This window comes from Geothrix mesophila (genome assembly GCF_022808835.1).
GTDB classification, from domain to species: Bacteria; Acidobacteriota; Holophagae; order Holophagales; family Holophagaceae; genus Geothrix; species Geothrix paludis.
Genome location: NZ_JAKZLD010000003.1, coordinates 168541 through 183797, shown reverse-complemented (window position 1 = coordinate 183797; position 15257 = coordinate 168541). Strand labels below are relative to the sequence as shown.

Here is a 15257-nt window from a genome sequence, read left to right as displayed (position 1 = left end):
ATCTGGGGTTTGCCAAGCCACCTTCCTCCTATGGGAGAGCATGAAAAACCCGTAACCTGGAATGACCCGATGCGTGAATCCACCTTCCATCCCCGCCGCCCAGCCCTGGTCCTGGGCCTGCTATTCCTCGCCGTCCTCGGCGTGGGAGGCGGCCTGGCCTGGTGGCTGGCCGCCCGGGGCCTCCGCAGTCCCCTCCGCGTGCTTCTGATCACACCGTCCCCGGGGCCAAGCGCCGGGCCGGGCGCTGACTCGGGCGAGGGACTGGGCGCAAGCCTCGACCCTGCCTCCTGCCGGGCCCTCGGGGCCTTGGTGCAGGATCACCTCGAGGCCTTTGGCCAGGCGGCCGTCACCAGCGTCACGGAGCTGCCCGCGGACCTGGAGGACCTCCGCACCCAGGCCCAGACCCTGGTGGTGGAGCTGCAGCCGTCCCGGCAGGGCGAGGCGCTGGCGCTTTCCTATCGCTATGCCTGGGGGGACGGCCTGACGAAGGGGATGCCTCCTTCCTGGAAGCGCGTCCAGGCCCCGCCGCTGAAGCCGGCGGAGGCCTTCGAAACCTTCCTGGGCGGCTTCCCGAAGCGCATCCGCGTGCCTTCGGCCTCCCCGTTGGTTCCCCAGCAGCCCGCGTGTTTCTGGGACCTGATCCAGGCCGGCGCCTGGCGCCTCAGGAACGAGCACCTGGACGAGGCCCTGGCGCTGGCGGAGCGGTCCGCCGCAGCGGAACCGTCCTGCGCCAGTGCCTGGATCCTCATCGGCAACCTCCGCTACCGGCGCATGTTGAACAACCCGGCGGCCTTCCGCCAGGAGCAGGCGGAGACGGAAAACCTCATCCAGCGCGGGTTGGACCTGGCCCCCTACCATCCCCGGGGGCTCTTCCTGCTGTCGCTGCTGAAGACGGACGGTGGCGACCAGGGCGAGGCCCTGGACCTGCTGATGCAGGCGCGACGTCGGCAACCCTACAACCCCACGCTGCTCACCGGCATCGCCTATGCGGCCCGGGGAGCCGGACTCCTGCCCCTGGCGCGGCGTGCCATGGACCTCCGGGACCGACTGGCCTTCGCGCATCTCCAGCCTCAGGCCGTGGACATCACCTGCCTCTACACCGGGGAGATCCAGCGTTTCGAGGCCAGCCTCCAGGAGCAGCCGGGCCACCTGCGCAGCACCTCCGGCGTGCTGCCCTTCTACCGGGGCTACCTGGCCCTGGTGCTGGGGGACCAGGCGCGGGCCCAGCGGGAATTCAAGACGGCGGGCACCCTGGCCAACGGCTATCCGAACATCCGCCGCCTGAGCCAGATCTACGACCTGATCCTGGAAGGCCGGAAGGACGAGGCCTGGAAGCGGCTGCGGGAGTACGACCAGGAGCGCATCGGCATGCGCGAGCCCGATGGCGAGTTCACCCTCCGGCTCGCGGAGGCCTATGCCCTGATCGGCGACCGGGCCAGCGCCATGGACATGGCGGGACGGGCCTTCGCCCGCGGGTTCGGCTGCACGGCGTGGTACGAGCGCAGCCCCATGCTGGAGCCCCTGCGCGGCCTGCCCAAGTGGAAGGCCCTCCTGCAGCACCTGAAGGAGCGGCAGAGCCTCATGGAGGACCGCTTCCCCATCGGCCTGCTCGAGGACAACTGACCTCCAGGTGAACAGCCCTTCGGGCGGGGCGCAGGCCCCGGGTAGACTGAGGGTTCGCCCGATGGGGGGATCCATGTCCACACTCGCCATGCCCGAAGCCGCCCACGTGACGGAGGGCTACACGCCCAAGCACAAGATCCGGTTCGTCACGGCCGCCAGCCTCTTCGACGGCCATGACGCGGCCATCAACATCATGCGGCGCATCATCCAGGCCACGGGCTGCGAGGTGATCCACCTGGGCCACAACCGCTCCGTGCAGGACATCGTCGAGACGGCCATCCAGGAGGACGCCCAGGGCATCGCCCTCTCCAGCTACCAGGGCGGCCACGTGGAATTCTTCAAGTACATGGTGGACCTGCTGAAGGAGCGGGGCGCCGGCCACATCCAGGTCTTCGGCGGCGGCGGCGGGGTGATCGTCCCCGAAGAGATCCGCGAGCTGGAGGCCTACGGCGTGGCCCGCATCTACAGCCCCGAGGATGGCCGCCACATGGGTCTCCAGGGCATGATCGACGACATGGTGGCGCGCTGCGACTTCGATCCGCAGGCCAAGCCCGCGGCGCTGCCCCTGGCGCGGAGGATCACCGAGATCGAGATGGGCAAGGCCGGTGCCTCCAAGATGCCCGCGAAGAAGGTGCCCGTCCTCGGCATCACCGGAACGGGGGGCGCGGGCAAATCGTCCCTCATCGATGAGCTGCTCCGCCGCTTCCTGGTGGATTTCCCCGAGAACCGCGTCGCGGTTCTCAGCGTGGATCCCACCAAGCGCAAGACCGGCGGCGCCCTGCTGGGCGACCGTATCCGCATGAACTCGCTCTATCATCCCCAGCTCCGGGATCGGGTCTTCATGCGCAGCCTGGCCACCCGCGGCGCGGCCCACCGGGCCACCAGCGAGGCCCTGGTGGCCAGCATCGCCGCCGCCAAGACCGAGGGCTACGACCTGGTCATCGTCGAGACCGCGGGCATCGGCCAGAGCGACAGCGAGATCACGGACCTGGTGGACCTGTCCATGTACGTGATGACGCCGGAATACGGCGCCGCCAGCCAGCTCGAGAAGATCGACATGCTGGACTTCGCGGATCTGGTCGTGCTGAACAAGGCCGACAAGCGTGGGGCCGAGGATGCCCTGCGGGACGTGCGGAAGCAGTACCAGCGGGCCCACAAGCGGTTCAGCGAGCCCGCCGACGACATGCCGGTCTACGCCACCTGCGCCAGCCAGTTCAACGACCCCGCCACCAACTGGCTCTTCGTGAACCTGGTGAAGGCCCTGGCGGCGAAGACGGGCGTGGCCTGGGCCCCGACGCTGGAGGCCGAGCCCGGGAGCCCCCGCCGGGCCGCCATCATCCCGCCGGAGCGGGTGCGCTACCTGGCGGAGATCGCCGACGCCGTCCAGGGCTTCAAGGCCTGGGCTCGTCGCCAGGCGGAGACCGCCGAGCTGGCCCATGCGCTCTGGACCAGCCTCCGCGCCCTGGGTGATAAGGTGCCCCCCGCCGGCGGCTTCTACGACGCGGTGCACCTCACGGAGGCCGGGGAAGGGGACCAGGGCACGGCCATTCTGGTGCTGCGCCAGCGCTACCAGGAGCACTTGGGCGAGCTGCACGCCGAGAGCCGGCGCCTCATCCACGACTGGGCCGAGCTGAAGCGCAGCTACACCGAGCCTGAGAACGTCTACGTGGTGCGCGGCAAGGAGATCCGGACCCAGAACTACACCGCCTCCCTCAGCGGCTCCATGGTGCCCAAGGTGGCTCTGCCGCCCTTCTCGGGCTGGGGCGAGCTGCTGCGCTGGCAATTGCTGGAGAACCTGCCGGGCCGCTTCCCGTACACGGCGGGCGTCTTCGAGTACAAGCGCGTGGGCGAGGACCCCACCCGCATGTTCGCCGGCGAAGGCACACCCGAGCGCACCAACAAGCGCTTCCACTACGTGAGCAAAGGCCAGCCCGCCGTGCGCCTGAGCACCGCCTTCGACAGCGTCACTCTCTACGGCGAGGACCCCCACGTCCGCCCCGACATCTACGGCAAGATCGGCAACAGCGGCGTCTCCGTCTGCACGGTGGACGACGCCAAGAAGCTCTATTCCGGCTTCGACCTGCTCTGCCCCACCACCAGCGTGAGCATGACCATCAACGGGCCCGCGCCCACCATGCTGGCCTTCTTCCTCAACGCCGCCATCGATCAGCGTGCCGAGGCCTGGCTGAAGGAGCACGGGAAGCTCGACGAGGCCCAGAAGAAGATCGACGCGATGTACGCGGCCAAGGGGATGACCCGTCCGCGCTATGGCGAGGCGCTGCCCGAGGGCAACGACGGACTGGGCCTGGCGCTCCTGGGCGCCACCGCCGACGAGGTGCTGCCGCCCGAGGTCTACGCCAAGCTGCGGACCGAGGCCCTCCAGACCGTGCGCGGCACGGTGCAGGCCGACATCCTCAAGGAGGACCAGGCCCAGAACACCTGCATCTTCAGCACGGAATTCAGCCTCAAGGTCATGGGCGACATCCAGCAGACCTTCATCGAAGAGAAGATTCGCAACTTCTACTCCGTGAGCATCAGCGGCTATCACATCGCCGAGGCCGGGGCAAACCCCATCAGCCAGCTGGCCTTCACCCTGGCCAACGGCTTCACCTTCGTCGAGTACTACCTCTCCCGCGGCATGCACATCGACGACTTCGCGCCGAACCTCAGCTTCTTCTTCAGCAACGGCCTGGATCCCGAGTACAGCGTCATCGGCCGCGTGGCGCGCCGCATCTGGGCCGTGGCCATGAAGGAGAAGTACGGCGCCAACGACCGCAGCCAGAAGCTGAAGTACCACATCCAGACCTCGGGCCGCTCCCTGCACGCCCAGGAGATCGACTTCAACGACATCCGCACCACGCTGCAGGCGCTCTACGCCATCTACGACAACTGCAACAGCCTGCACACCAACGCCTACGACGAGGCCATCACCACGCCCACGGAGGAGAGCGTACGGCGGGCCATCGCCATCCAGCTCATCATCAACCGGGAGCTGGGCGAGGCGAAGAACGAGAACCCGCTGCAGGGCTCCTTCCTCATCGAGCAGCTCACGGAGCTGGTGGAGGAGGCCGTGCTGGCGGAGTTCCGCCGCATCGCGGACCGCGGCGGCGTGCTGGGCGCCATGGAGACCATGTACCAGCGCGGCAAGATCCAGGAAGAGTCCATGCACTACGAGCACCTCAAGCACAGCGGGGAGCTGCCCATCGTGGGCGTGAACACCTTCCTGAACCCCAAGCCCGCCGAGCTGGGCGCGCCCGAGCTGATCCGCAGCACCGAGGCGGAGAAGCAGCAGCAGATCCGGAACCTCGAGGCCTTCCACGCCCGCAACGCCGACCGCGCGCCCGCGGCCCTGGCCCGCCTGAAGGAGGTCGCCCAGGTCCGCGGCAACCTCTTCCTGGCCCTGCTCGACGCCGCCAAGGTCTGCAGCCTCGGCCAGATCAGCAGCGCCCTCTACGAGGTGGGCGGGCAGTACCGCCGGAACATGTAATACGGCGAGGTGCCGACTTTACAAGCAGGCTTGTCGAATTCCGTGCACGTATCATGGAGTTCGATGGTCCGCCCGGTCCTCATCCTCCCCTTCGCCGTCCTGGTGCCAGCCCTGATGCTCGGCGCCGGGATGCCGAAGGTTTCCAGGGCCGCGAAGCCCGGCGTCACCTACCTCTACACCTACTACGACAAGCAGGGCCGGCTGGTGATCAACAACCTGCCGCCCAGCTACGTCAAGAGCCAGGGCCTGGTGCTCAAGCATGTGGGCGTGGGCAAGGTGCGCCTGGCGGTGACCTCCGCGGAGATGGCGAAGGCGCTCCGGAGCCCCGAGCTCATCGCGCTGGTGGACGAGATCGCCCAGGCCGAGGGCGTGGACATCCACCTGGCCCGGGCCATCATCCAGGCGGAGAGCGCCTTCAACTACAAGGCCCGGTCGAAGGCCGGGGCCCTGGGGCTCATGCAGCTCATGCCCTCCACGGCCGAGCGCTTCGGTGTGCTCGACCCCTTCGATCCCCGCCAGAACATCAGCGGCGGCGTGAAGTACCTGAAGTGGCTCCACGGCTACTACGAGGGCGACCTGAACAAGGTGGTGGCGGCCTACAACGCCGGCGAGGGCGCGGTGAACCGCTACAAGGGCATCCCCCCCTTCCGCGAAACCCGGGCCTACGTGCCGAAGGTCCTCGACCTCTACCAGCGCAAGGCCGTCCAGCCCGATCCGAAGCTGGCGGGCAGCATGGCCCTGCTCAAGAAGGGACGCGGCGGGTTCAAGGTGGACGAGGAGAAGACCGTGCCCGAACCCACGGTCCAGCAGCGGGCCGCCACGCGCATCTACCAGTGGACCGACGCCACGGGCCGGGTGCAGATCAGCGATCAGCCGCCGCCCAAGGGCACGGTCGGCGTGAAGTCCTTCGGGGAGCCCTGAAGCCTACTTGGCCTGGCCCTCGCGCACATAGGCCTCCAGGGCCGCGAGGCTCTCCTGGAACAGGGCTTCCAGGCGGGGGCGCAGATCGGGGCCGGCCTCCACGGAGCCCTTGCGGCCCAGGGCCTCCAGGTCCGCCGCCAGGGCCCGGAGCGCCTTGGCGCCCAGGGCGCCGGCCCCGCCCTTGAGGGCGTGGGAGGCCCGGGAGAAGGCCTCGGCATCGTCCTGGCCTGCCGCCGCGAGGATGTCCTCGATGCGCCCCTGGGTGTCGTCCCGGAAGATGCCGATCATCTCGACCACCAGCCCATGCTGGCCGTCGTCCAGCTCCACCAGGTTCTGGAGCGTCGTCAGATCGAGCAGGTCCGATAGGGCCACGGGAACTCCTGCCCTCATGCTGAACCAGGGGAGGCCCATCCGTCCAATGGGATGCGTCCGGAAGCGGCGGTAGTAGGCTGGGGTCATGACCGAAGCCGTCCCCATGTCCGCGGCGGAAACCGCCCTGTCCCTGCTGTTCCGCAAGCTGCATCCCCACCTGGAGGACGCCGCCCACGCCTTGGCCCGGGGGGCCGCCCGCCGGGACCTGGAGCGCCTCCATCTCAAGCTTCTCGCGGCGCGGCTGAAGACCGTGGCGCTCCTGGAGGCGGAGCTCGAAGGACTGGCCGAGGACGCCCCGCTGGCGGAGGTGCTGGAGACCCTGGCTGCCAACCTCACTCCGGTGGGGGAAAGCTACCGCCAGAGCCTGATCCTCACCCAGCTCTGCCTGGAGGAGGCTCCGGCGGACCTGCTGCCCCACGCGCCCGAGGGCTGCGTGTCCGGCTCGACCTGGGGCCCCCGCATGGCGGAGTTCATGACCCGCCTGGAGGATCCCGCCTTCCAGGCCCACCGGCGATGGGAGGGCATCGAGGAGGACATCGGGGAAACCGAGGAAGGGTGATCCCCGGTCTGCGGTCCCGGCCTGGTAAAAAGCCAAAAAGAATAATCCTGAAATACAGTAAGCTGGAACTTTCCGGGATCTTGTAAAGATCCTACAAGTCCGCTTCCTCATGATTCACGCGCTTGCATTAGGCAGGAGTTTCCGTGCGCCCATTCTTGCTCGCCATCGCCACCAGCACCCTGCTCCTCGGCCAGGGCGTGGTCCAACACGCCTCCAAGCTGGATCCCGGCCTGCCCTCCTACGCTGCGACCCAGAATGTGAACGCCACGATTGAAAGCGTCGGGGCCGACTCCCTGACGGATGTCTGGGAGGAGTGGAAGACCGGGTTCCGGGCGGTGCAGCCCCAGGCGCAGTTCCGGGTCGTCAACGGCCTGTCCACCACCGCCGTGAAGGCGCTGATGGACGGCACGGTCCCCATGATCCACATGGCCCGGGAGCTCACCCTCGACGAGCACCAGGCCTTCGAGAAGAAGTTCGGCTACGCGCCCACCAAGCTGGTGGTCTGCTACGACGCCTTCATCGTCTTCGTGAACGCCGGCAACCCCATCAAGGACATCGGGATGGACCAGCTCGACGCGGCCTTCTCCACCACCCGCAACGCCGGCTACCACAAGGACTCGGCCGTGGACACCTGGGGCGACCTGGGCGTCCGGGGCGACTACGCCAAGCGCCCCATCCACCCCTACATGCGGGCGGAGGGCACGGCTTCGCGCTCGGCCATCCGCGACCTGGTGCTCCTGAAGGGCAAGTACAAGACCACCGTCCATGACGAGGTGGACTGGCCGAGCATCGCGGAAGCCGTGATGACCGACGGCAACGGCCTCGGGATCGCCACGCTCTCCAACTGGCTGTCGCGGAACAAGACGCTGGCGGTGACGCCGCTGCAGGCCAAGGACCCCGTGCCGCCCACCCAGGAGAACGTGGTGTCGGGCAAGTACCCCCTGTCCCGGACCTACTACTTCTACCTGAACCGGGCTCCCGGCAAGGCCCTCGCGCCGGCCCTCTCGGAGTTCCTGCAGTTCATCCTGTCCCGCCAGGGCCAGACGGCCGTGACGCAGGCCTCCCTCTACCCGCTGCCCGCCGAGATCGCCCAGCTCTACCGGAAGCGGCTGCGGAGCAACTGAGCGCCATTCGACCCCCCGAAGCTGCGATTCGGCCCCCTTCTTCTGCCGCTCGGAGTCCGGGCTCCACCATTCCCCTTCGGGGGGCATCTCCTGGTGTGACGGATGACCCGTCCCCGAGCCTCCAGGAGCTTCCCATGATCTCCCATCCCTTCCGATTCACCGCGCTCGCCGCCGCCGTGCTGGTGCTCGGCACCTCCCTCGCCGCGCAGGGCCGGGGCCCTGGCTTTGGACCCGGCTTCGCGTCTGGTCGGGGCCTCCGGGCCCTCCACCTCACCGAGGCCCAGCAGACCCAGGTGAAGGCCATCCATGAGCGCCACCAGTCGGCCATCCAGGCCAAGGTGGAAGCCGCCCAGGCGGCCCACCAGGCCCTGCGGGAGGCCATGGCCAGTGCGTCCACCGATGCCAAGACCCTCCAGGCCCTGCACGAGAAGGCCTCCGCCGCCCAGTTCGCCGTGATGCTGGAGCACCGCGCCGTCCGGCAGGAGATCGTCCCTCTGCTGACGCCTGAGCAGAAGGCCCAGTTCGAGAAGATGCCCCAGGGGCCGGGCATGGGACGCGGCGCGGGCATGGGACCTCGCCACGGCCGCGGCCCCGGCGCCGGCCCGGGCATGAATCCCGATTGCCCGATGGCCCAGTAGCGCCGCCGATTATCCTGAAGCTCCATGCGCGCTTCTGCAGTCTTCCAGGCCACCTGGCAGCGGACGCGGCGCCCCCGGACCTGGGGCGCCGCGCTGCTGTTCGGCCTCGCCTGGAACGGGGCGAGGCTGCTCCTGGGGGGGCCCGGACCGGACCTCCTGGACCTGCTGGCGCCCTCGCTGTGGGTGGTGGTCTTCCTGGTGCTCGCGCCGCTGCCCTGGCAGTGGAGCAGCGACGGGGCGCCCATGGCCTCACCCCTGCGGGGTGCGGTCCAGGCCCTGCCCTGGATGGCGGCCCTCACCTTCGCCGTGCTGCTGGCCCTGGCGGCCGCGGGCGCCTCGCCCATGCCCATGGGCCGGGGGCCTGGGCCTGGCCGGGGTGTCGGCATGATGGAACATGGCAGCCCCCGACGGGGTCCCGGTCCGATGCCCGGCCCGATGATGGGTCCGGGCGCCGAAGGACGTGGGTTCCCCATCCATCCGCGCTTCTGGGCCCTCGGTGTGGCCCACCTGTGCTTCGGCCTCCTGCTGGGCTGGGTGCTGGCGGATCGCGAGCGGGCCGAGCTCCAGGAGGTGGCCGCGCGCCGCGCCGCCAAGGAGGCCCAGACCCGTGCCCTCCAGGGGCAGATGAACCCGCACGTGCTCTTCAACGCCATCAGCGGGCTCACGGAGCTGGTGCGCGAGGATCCGGCGGCTGTGGAAGCCGCGCTGGTGAACCTGTCGGACCTGTTGCGGACCCTGCTGGACCAGGGCTCGCGCCTGCGGGTGCCCCTGGGCGACGAGCGCCGCCTCGTGGCGCACCACCTGGCCCTGGAGCGCATCCGCCTGGGCCGGCGCCTTCGGGAGCGCTGGGACTGGCCCGCCGGGCTGGATGCCACGGAGGTCCCGCCGCTCATGATCCAGCCCCTCGTCGAGAACGCCCTGAAGCACGGTGTGTCGAAGGCCGTCGGGGGCGGCGAGCTGGAGGTCGTGGTGCGCGGCGAGGGGACCCATCTCCACATCCGCGTGGCCAACACCGGCCCGGCGCCGGACGGCGAGGGGAAGGGCGTGGGGCTGTCGAATCTGCGGGAGCGCCTGGATCTGCTGGGCGCCGGTCCGGATGCCCTGCGGCTGCGCCGGGAGGGCGACTGGACCATCGCCGAGCTGGACCTGGAGGTGGCGCCGTGAAGCCGCTGCGCGTGCTCGTGGCCGAGGACGAGCCCTTCAACCTGAAGCGCCTGAGCCGCCTCCTCCGCGAGGCCGGCTGCGAGGTGGTCGCCGAGCTCGAGGACGGCCCCTCCGTGCTCGCTTGGCTGGACCGCGGCGAGGCCGTGGACGCCCTCTTCATGGACATCCAGATGCCGGGTCTCACGGGTCTGGACGTGTCCGCGGACCTGCCCCGGGACCTCCCCGTGGTGTTCGTGACGGCCTACGCGGAGCATGCCGTGAAGGCCTTCGAACAGGCCGCGGCGGACTACCTGCTCAAGCCCGTCACCGCCGAACGGCTCGGCGCCACCCTCCAGCGCCTGCGGACGCGGCTGGACCGGGAGGGCCCCCGCCCGGGCGGTCCCTTCCGCTTCCCCGTGCGCGCGGGGGACGGTCTGGTGCTCGTGGACCTGACCAAGACCACGCACTTCGCCTTCGAGGAAGAGGCCGTGTGGGCCTACGCCGGAGACCGCCTGCGCACCACCTGGAAGACCCTCGCCGAGGCGGAGACGGCCCTGGGCCCCCGGGTGGTGCGCGGCCACCGGCACCTGCTGATCCGGCCCGAGGCGGTGGTGGGCGTCCGCACCGGGGACTTCGGCCGCCTCCTCGTGCGCCTCGCCGGAGGCGCCGAGGTGGAGGTCAGCCGAGGCGCCGCGCCGGCCCTCAAGGCGAGGCTGGGCTTGGGCTAGGTGGGTCTCCTAGACTTCCGCGATCAGCTCGATTTCCACCGGGGGTCCCACTCCGCGAGCCGGAGGCGAGTGGGAGCACAGGGCGGGGCCCTGTGCGTTCGTGGGCTGCCAGGGCCGCGTGCGCCGAGGCGCAGCCGAGCGCCCAGCGGCCAAGGGAGAGTCAGGGCCTACACTTCGGCGATCAGCTCGATCTCGACCTTCGCGCCGCGGGGCAACGCGGCCACGGCCACGGTGCTGCGGGCGGGCTTGGCGGCGCCCAGGGCCTTCTCGTAGACGGCGTTGAAGGCCGCGAAATCGCCCATGTCCGTGAGAAAGACCGTCGTCTTCACCACGCGGTCCCAGCCGGTGTTGGCGGCGGCGAGCACGGCGCTGAGGTTCTTCAGCACCTGCTCGGCCTGGGCCTCGATGGGGCCGGTGACCATCTCCATGGTTTCCGGGATGAGGGGGATCTGGCCGGAGGTGAACAGGTGGCCGCCGGAGATCTGGGCCTGGCTGTAGGGGCCGATGGCGGCGGGAGCGTTCGACGTGGAGATGGCGCGCATGGGAACTCCTGGAACAGACTATTGTCCTTGTTTTTTGCCCCAGCGCCGCTTCTTGTGGCGCCAGTTCCGGCCGGCCTTGGCCGGGGGCGGCAGGGGCGTGTCGAAGGGCGAGGCGGGCTGCTCGGGCTCGCCCTCGCCTTCGCCGTCATCGAGGCGGCGCGGGCCTTCTTCGATCTGCTGCAGCACCCACTGGGCCGTGCGATGCATGAGGGCCGCCAGGCAGAGGCTGGTCTCGATGCGGGCGTGGGGCAGGGGGCCCAGCTGGGTGAACACGGAGGGGTCGGGCGGGATCACGCGCGGGATGGCGATCTCGGGGAGGGGCATGGGCAGGGCGTCATAGGCCTCCTCGGGGAGATGACGCCACGGCTCGGGCTGGGCCTGCTCCCGCTTGAGGAGATCCGCCACCGTCGTCTGCTTCTTGGGAGGGCGACCGCGCTTCTTGGGGGCGGCCACGGCGGCGGCCTCCAGGGCGGCCTGGAGGGCCTGCATCACCTCGTCGCGGCTCTTGCCGCGCAGGTCGAAGAGCAGCCAGGGATCGCGGTCCAGGGCCTCGGCCATCACGTAGCAGACGGCGGCCACGTGCTTGCAGGGGTTGGCCCAGTCCGGGCAGTCGCAGTGGGTCTGCAGCTCCTTGGGCACGCGGGGGTAGAGGCTGGCGCCCGCCTCGCGGAAGGTCTCGTCCAGGCCCTGGGGCATCTCGCCTGCGAGGAGGGAGGCCACGAAGCGGCTCTCCTGCGCGATGCGGGCCAGGGCCTTCTCCCACTGGGCGGCGGTGAGGGCGGGCAGGCCCAGGGTCACGTTGTAGGTCTTGCGACCGTGGACGCGGGCCTGGATCTCGCCGGGCTGGACGCCGAAGTGCGACACGTGGCCGTCCTCCGCGTACTTCTTCCCACGGGGCAGGCGGTTCTCGTAGTCGTCCCCGAGCTTCTCGAGGCCCTGGATCCAGAGGCGGCCCCACCAGGTGGTGCCGAAGCGGTCGGCGTGGCTGATCATGGCGCCACCTCCTTCGCCTTGCGGCGGACCGGCCGCGGGGCCTGGTCTTCCCCGCCGCCTTCATCGGCATCCATCAGCTCGGCGTCCGGGTCCAGCGCCACCAGGCGGCGCAGGGCGTCGTCATCCAGCTCCGTGAGCCAGCCCTCGCCCGTGCCCACCACGCGGTCCGCGAGGTCGCGCTTGGATTCCAGCAGGGCGTCGATCTTCTCCTCCAGGGTGCCGATGGTGACGAGCTTGTGCACCTGCACGTTCTTGGTCTGGCCGATGCGGTAGGTGCGGTCCGTGGCCTGGTCCTCCACGGCTGGGTTCCACCAGCGGTCGAAGTGGAAGACGTGGGTGGCGGCGGTGAGGTTCAGGCCCACGCCGCCGGCCTTGAGGCTCAGCAGCAGCACCGGCGAGGAGTCGGGATCCTCCTGGAAGCTGCGGACCAGCTCGTCGCGGCCTTCCCGCGTGGTGCCGCCGTGGAGGAAGGGCGGCTCGAAGCCCAGGGCGTCCTGGAGGTGGACCTGCAGGCGGTCGCCCATCTCCTTGAACTGCGTGAAGACCAGGGCGCGCTCGCCGGCCTCGACGACCTCCTCGAGCATCTCCGTGAGGCGGTCCAGCTTGCCGCTGCGGCCGCGGTACGGCCCCTGGGCCTTCAGGAACTGGCTGGGGTGGTTGCAGATCTGCTTGAGGTGGGTGAGCAGGGCCAGGATGCGGCCCCGGCGCTCGATGCCCGTGGCGGCCTCCAGTTCTTCGTCCATCTTTTCGACGCGGTACTGGTAGAGCTCCGCCTGCTCGCGGCTCAGCGTGGTGAAGACCTTCATCTCCTGCTTGTCCGGCAGGTCCTGGATGATGGCGCGGTCGCTCTTGAGGCGGCGCAGGATGAAGGGGCCGATGCGCTGGCGCAGCTCCTGGGCGGCGTCGGGATCCCGGTACTTCTCGATGGGCGTGGCGAAGCCCTCCTTGAAGTGGGACTCGCTGCCCAGGTAGCCGGGCAGGGCGGCGCTGAGGATGGACCAGAGCTCCGTGAGCCGGTTCTCGATGGGCGTGCCCGTGAGGGCCAGGCGGAAGCTGCCCCGCAGGCGCCGGACGGCCTTGGCCTGGGCCGAACCCGCGTTCTTGATGGCCTGGGCCTCGTCCACCACCACCATGCCCCAGGCGCGGGCGGAGAACGTGTCCTCCTCGCGGCGCACCACGCCGTACGTGGTGAGCACGAGGGTGTGCGGCTTGAAGGTGCCGGGCAGCGGGTCGCGGTTGTTGCCGTGGTGCACGAAGACCGGCAGGCTGGGCGCGAACTTGGCCAGCTCCCGCTCCCAGTTGCCCAGCAGCGAGGTCGGGCAGACCAGCAGCGTCGCCGGACCGTGCTGGGGGCTCTGCTCCTGGCGGTGCAGCAGCAGGGCCAGCACCTGGATGGTCTTGCCCAGGCCCATGTCGTCGGCCAGGATGCCGCCCAGGCCCAGGCGCGACAGGCCCTCGAGCCAGGCCAGGCCGCGCAGCTGGTAAGGGCGCAGCTGGCCGTGGAAGCTGGCGGGTTGGGTGATGGGCTTGTCGGGGAGGATCTTGAGATCCTCGAGGGCGGCGCCGAAGTCGCCGGCCACCTCCACCTCGATGGCCTCGCTCACGCCGGGAATCCGGGCGGTGCCCGTGAGGGCGGCGGCCAGGGCCTCGCCCTTGGTCATGCTCTCGAAGCCGGCGCCCCGGCTGGCCTGGAGGACCGTGGAGATCTGCTTGAGGGTCTCGGGATCCAGGGCCACCCACTTGCCCTTCCAGGCCACCAGCGGGTGCTTGAGGCTGGCCATCTGGGCGAAATCCTCGACGCTCAAGGCGTCGTCGCCCAGCATGAGCGACCAGTCGGCGCTGACGCTGCCCTCCAGGCCCACCTGGGTGGCGGGAGCCGATTCGATGACGCTGCGGGCGCCCAGGCGCACCTTGGCGCGCAGCCGCTTGGCGCCGCCGAAATCCGCCAGGGCCTCGGGGATGTGGACGAGGAAGCCGGCCTCCTTCAGCTGGGCCGCGCCCCGGGTCAGGAAGCTCCAGGCCTCGGTGGGGCGCAGCAGCAGGTCCTCGGGGCGCTGTCCCGCGAGGGCCCGCTCCAGCGCGGGGAAGAAGGGCACGGCGCGGGCCAGGCCCCGCAGGAGGATCTGGCGCGCCTGGAGCACCTCGGGCTCGGTGCTGGGCTCCCAGAGCTTGGCGACGCCGATGTCCACGCCCGCTTCGGTCTCCAGGCCCACCTTCAGGATCCAGCCTTCCTCCGCAAGGCGGTCGGCCTCCTGCACGGCCTGGCTGTGGGTGGGCACGGGCGGGGCCTCCAGGGCCAGGCGGGGCCGCAGCCACTGGGGACGGGCGCCCTCGCTCCACTGGGCCAGCTGTTCGCCCAGGGTGCGCTCGGTGATGCCGATGGTGGGGAACTCCGGCAGCTGATGGGACAGGGCCACCATGAGGCGCTCGTCCCAGGGCAGGCGGTCCCGCTTGTGCCCCCGCAGCCGGTGGATGAGGCCCAGGCGGGGATCATCGCCGGCCCGCAGGCCGCCGGCCACGAAGCGCATGATGAAGTCGGCCCCGTCCTCCAGGAAGGCCGACAGCACCGCGTCCACGGAGGGCGGCATGGCCAGGTCGTCCTCGATGTCGAAGGCGTCCAGCTCGCCCAGGGCCACGGTCTTGGTGAAGGCCCAGGTGTCGTTCTCGGGGAAGGCCAGGGCCGCGGGCGGCATGGCCTCCGCCAGCTGGCGCAGGGCGGTGCGATCCGAGGGGCTGGTGAGGCTCACGCCCCAGCGGGCCTTCCAGGGGTTCCCGCGGGTGTCCAGCTGGGGCAGCAGGGCGCCGCGGACCACCAGGGACTGGAGCAGGCGCAGGGCCGTGGCCCAGTAGCGCAGGGTGGGGCCGGCGTGGGCCGGGCGGAGGGCCAGGGAGGAGAGCCAGGGGTAGGCCCGCTGCCAGCGGAGGGGCACCGCGTGCATCTCCACCAGGGTGGCGTCCGGCAGGAAGATCTGGGCCTTGGCGGGGGTGAGGCGCTCGCGGCCCTGCAGCTCGCCCGGGAGGGTCCGGAGGGCGCGGGCCCACTCGGCGGGTTCCACCGCCTCGGGCATGCAGAGCAGGAAGCCCCGGTCCTGGGGGCGGTACTGGAGGAAGGGGTTCAGCATGAAGC

The 15257-nt window shown here is 70.3% G+C and carries 12 protein-coding genes; 8 read left to right on the top strand and 4 right to left on the bottom strand.

Translation table 11 applies throughout. The features are described from left to right. The first annotated feature begins 69 nt into the window (after positions 1–69). The 3 genes from MLG87_RS10775 to MLG87_RS16170 all read left to right on the top strand — a co-directional run bounded on the left by MLG87_RS10775 (position 70) and on the right by MLG87_RS16170 (position 6031). On the top strand, positions 70–1623 hold the full coding sequence (locus MLG87_RS10775; protein ID WP_243295178.1) for a tetratricopeptide repeat protein: 1554 nt from the start codon (positions 70–72) through the stop codon (positions 1621–1623). A gap of 73 nt (positions 1624–1696) precedes the next feature. Then, positions 1697–5110: a methylmalonyl-CoA mutase family protein gene (locus MLG87_RS10770; protein ID WP_243295177.1), complete on the top strand. Its 3414-nt coding sequence runs from the start codon at positions 1697–1699 to the stop codon at positions 5108–5110. Positions 5111–5173: 63 nt separating this feature from the next. Beyond that, on the top strand, positions 5174–6031 hold the full coding sequence (locus tag MLG87_RS16170; RefSeq protein ID WP_279341235.1) for a transglycosylase SLT domain-containing protein: 858 nt from the start codon (positions 5174–5176) through the stop codon (positions 6029–6031). Positions 6032–6034: 3 nt separating this feature from the next. On the opposite strand, the gene MLG87_RS10755 is transcribed toward MLG87_RS16170, so the two are convergent. Then, entirely contained in the window at positions 6035–6403 is a 369-nt protein-coding gene (locus MLG87_RS10755; RefSeq protein ID WP_243295176.1) for an Hpt domain-containing protein, read from the bottom strand. Between the two features lie 85 nt (positions 6404–6488). Between MLG87_RS10755 and MLG87_RS10750 the strand changes: the two genes are divergently transcribed. The 5 genes from MLG87_RS10750 (at position 6489) to MLG87_RS10730 (ending at position 10595) form a co-directional block, all read left to right on the top strand. Further along, positions 6489–6962 (top strand): hypothetical protein, encoded by a 474-nt coding sequence (locus tag MLG87_RS10750; RefSeq protein WP_243295175.1) that lies wholly within the window; start codon positions 6489–6491, stop codon positions 6960–6962. Between the two features lie 143 nt (positions 6963–7105). After that, positions 7106–8086: a PstS family phosphate ABC transporter substrate-binding protein gene (locus MLG87_RS10745; protein WP_243295174.1), complete on the top strand. Its 981-nt coding sequence runs from the start codon at positions 7106–7108 to the stop codon at positions 8084–8086. Positions 8087–8220: 134 nt separating this feature from the next. Beyond that, positions 8221–8724, top strand: coding sequence for a Spy/CpxP family protein refolding chaperone (locus MLG87_RS10740; RefSeq protein ID WP_243295173.1), 504 nt, complete (start codon positions 8221–8223; stop codon positions 8722–8724). 24 nt (positions 8725–8748) lie between these two features. Beyond that, the gene (locus MLG87_RS10735; RefSeq protein WP_243295172.1) at positions 8749–9888 is read left to right on the top strand and encodes a sensor histidine kinase; all 1140 of its coding nucleotides are present in this window, start codon (positions 8749–8751) and stop codon (positions 9886–9888) included. Then, positions 9885–10595, top strand: coding sequence for a LytR/AlgR family response regulator transcription factor (locus MLG87_RS10730; protein WP_243295171.1), 711 nt, complete (start codon positions 9885–9887; stop codon positions 10593–10595). The genes MLG87_RS10735 and MLG87_RS10730 overlap by 4 nt, the downstream gene beginning before the upstream one ends. Before the next feature lie 167 nt (positions 10596–10762). On the opposite strand, the gene MLG87_RS10725 is transcribed toward MLG87_RS10730, so the two are convergent. The 3 genes from MLG87_RS10725 to MLG87_RS10715 are packed head-to-tail and all read right to left on the bottom strand — an operon-like array spanning position 10763 to position 15252. Further along, positions 10763–11137, bottom strand: coding sequence for a RidA family protein (locus MLG87_RS10725; RefSeq protein ID WP_243295170.1), 375 nt, complete (start codon positions 11135–11137; stop codon positions 10763–10765). 18 nt (positions 11138–11155) lie between these two features. Then, complete coding sequence (locus tag MLG87_RS10720; protein WP_243295169.1) at positions 11156–12130, bottom strand: SWIM zinc finger family protein; 975 nt, start codon at positions 12128–12130, stop codon at positions 11156–11158. Next, entirely contained in the window at positions 12127–15252 is a 3126-nt protein-coding gene (locus tag MLG87_RS10715) for a DEAD/DEAH box helicase (RefSeq protein WP_243295168.1), read from the bottom strand. Before MLG87_RS10715 ends, MLG87_RS10720 begins: the two co-directional genes overlap by 4 nt. Between the last annotated feature and the right edge of the window lie 5 nt (positions 15253–15257).

Coding starts and splice junctions, on each gene's coding strand:
- MLG87_RS10775 (WP_243295178.1), top strand. CDS start 70: ATGCGTGAATCCACCTTCCATCCCCGCCGCCCAGCCCTGGTCCTGGGC.
- MLG87_RS10770 (WP_243295177.1), top strand. CDS start 1,697: ATGTCCACACTCGCCATGCCCGAAGCCGCCCACGTGACGGAGGGCTAC.
- MLG87_RS16170 (WP_279341235.1), top strand. CDS start 5,174: ATGGTCCGCCCGGTCCTCATCCTCCCCTTCGCCGTCCTGGTGCCAGCC.
- MLG87_RS10750 (WP_243295175.1), top strand. CDS start 6,489: ATGACCGAAGCCGTCCCCATGTCCGCGGCGGAAACCGCCCTGTCCCTG.
- MLG87_RS10740 (WP_243295173.1), top strand. CDS start 8,221: ATGATCTCCCATCCCTTCCGATTCACCGCGCTCGCCGCCGCCGTGCTG.
- MLG87_RS10735 (WP_243295172.1), top strand. CDS start 8,749: ATGCGCGCTTCTGCAGTCTTCCAGGCCACCTGGCAGCGGACGCGGCGC.
- MLG87_RS10725 (WP_243295170.1), bottom strand. CDS start 11,137: ATGCGCGCCATCTCCACGTCGAACGCTCCCGCCGCCATCGGCCCCTAC.
- MLG87_RS10720 (WP_243295169.1), bottom strand. CDS start 12,130: ATGATCAGCCACGCCGACCGCTTCGGCACCACCTGGTGGGGCCGCCTC.
- MLG87_RS10715 (WP_243295168.1), bottom strand. CDS start 15,252: ATGCTGAACCCCTTCCTCCAGTACCGCCCCCAGGACCGGGGCTTCCTG.